This window comes from Mycobacterium sp. E1715 (genome assembly GCF_001667625.1).
Taxonomy (GTDB): Bacteria; Actinomycetota; Actinomycetes; order Mycobacteriales; family Mycobacteriaceae; genus Mycobacterium.
Genome location: NZ_LZJJ01000253.1, coordinates 1 through 1,837, shown reverse-complemented (window position 1 = coordinate 1,837; position 1,837 = coordinate 1). Strand labels below are relative to the sequence as shown.

Sequence of the window (1,837 nt, the reverse complement as noted above, 5' to 3'; positions counted from 1 at the left end):
TTCTCACGATCAGCGCTAGCAATCGAACGATGGAGGAGCTTTGGACACGGTACTTGGCGTGTCGATGGCGCCGACGGGGGTGGTGGTGGCGCCTGGACTGCCGGGGCGACGACGTTTTGGGTGATGTCGGGGCGCTGATGCGCGTGGGGCCGGATGTCGAAGGCCAGCGCCAGCGAGAGCGCCAGGACACCGCCGACGAATACCAGGGTCGCGGCGACGACGGCCAGCACCGGCTTCCGGCTGCGCCGATCGCCCCGGTCCGCCGCGGACTCGGCTCCCCGGGCGGCCGCGTCGCCCGCTTCGGCGCTGTACGCGAGCTCGCGCCCGCCCGTCGCGGGTTGTCCTGCGTAGGGCATCGCGATCGTCGACGGCGCCCCCAGGTGGGCGTTGGCCGCCGCCAGCGAGGCGCCGCGGGCCAGCGCCATCTCGGGTTCCTCGGGGGTGGTCACCGACAGCGAGGTCGCCGACTCGAGCGCCGGCTTGATGTACGGGATGTCGACGTCCGAGCCCACCAGGAACAGCCCGTCCGGGCGCGCCCTCATCGATTCGGCGCCCGAGGCCAACGCGGCCAGCTGCGCCAGCGCAGCCCCGTCGCTGCTGGGCAGCGCATGCCGGCGCACGTCGGCGACCGAACCGTCGGCGGTGTCGACGACGGCCAGCGTCGCGGTGCTGGGCTCGACGAACAGCAGCGCGGTGCGCGCGCAGTTGGTGGCACTGCCCGCGGCCTGCGCCAGCGCCGCAGCAGCCATCACGCCGGAAACCAGCATGACGTCCTCGATCTTGCGCTCCGCCAACGCATTTCGAAGCGCGGCCGCCTCGGCTTGATCCGTCCACGTCACGCCGCTCGATTTCACCCGATAGCCACCCGCGGCCGCGCTTTCCCGTGTGCCGAGAATCGCGTCGACCACGCGGTCCGCCGCGGCCACCGCCGTTGTCTGATCGGCGAGTTCAAAGCCGTCCTGGTCGACGGTCACTCCGCCGGCATCGCCCCAACCCGGACCCGGCCCGTCCCACAGCGATCAGTGGGACGACTGGCTGCATCGGCACCTGGGCGGCCACGGCATCCCTGTCCCCTAGCCCGCCCGCCGGGTGCCGAACACGCGTAAAATCGGGACACTAGGGGAAAACACGGTGGGGACTAAGTGACCTCTGGCGTTTTCGCGGGGTGCGGCGGCCACGTTCTCATCATCAGCGCTAGCAATCGAACGATGGAGGAGCTTTGGACACGGTACTTGGCGTGTCGATGGCGCCGACGGCAGTCCGAATGGTGCTGGTCGAAGGCCAGAATGGCGAAGGCGCCACCGTCGACGAAGACAATTTCGACGTTCCGCCCGAAGACGACGCGGCAACGCTCAGCGCGGCCAACCAGGTAGTCTCCGCGATCCTGGGCACCCGTCAGGGCGCGGCCGAGGGCGGCTACCAATTGGCATCGACCGGCGTCACATTCACGGACCCGATCGAGGCCGCCGCACTGCGGGACGCACTGGCCGCCCACAAGGTGGAGAACGTGATGTTGGTCTCGGCCTTCCTGGCCGCGGCCGCCCTCGCGCAAGCGGTGGGCAGCCAGACCAACTACTCGCAAACTGCCCTGCTGTACATCGAGCCGGACACCGCCACTCTGGCGGTCGTCAACAGCGCCGACGGGTCGATCGCCGACGTCCAGCGCCAGCCGCTGCCGGCCGACGACGAACACGCCGTCCGGCCGTGTCTCCAGCGTCTCCGCGTGCGACACCATGCTGGCCAGCTGGGCCACCGCGGCCTCGTCGTCGGCCGGCGGCGGCTGGCGCCGGACGTCGGCGATCGACCCGTCGGCGCTGTTGACGACCGCCAGAGTGGC

The 1,837-nt window shown here is 70.5% G+C and carries 1 protein-coding gene and 1 pseudogene; one reads left to right on the top strand and one right to left on the bottom strand.

Annotated elements, in window-relative coordinates; translation table 11 throughout:
• A partial coding sequence (locus A9X03_RS13465) for a hypothetical protein (RefSeq protein WP_197696070.1) occupies window positions 1–974 on the bottom strand: 974 nt, incomplete at its 3' end.
• A gap of 290 nt (window positions 975–1,264) precedes the next feature.
• Here A9X03_RS13465 and A9X03_RS13460 point away from each other — a divergent pair.
• Window positions 1,265–1,837: pseudogene (locus tag A9X03_RS13460) on the top strand (hypothetical protein); the annotation flags it as partial.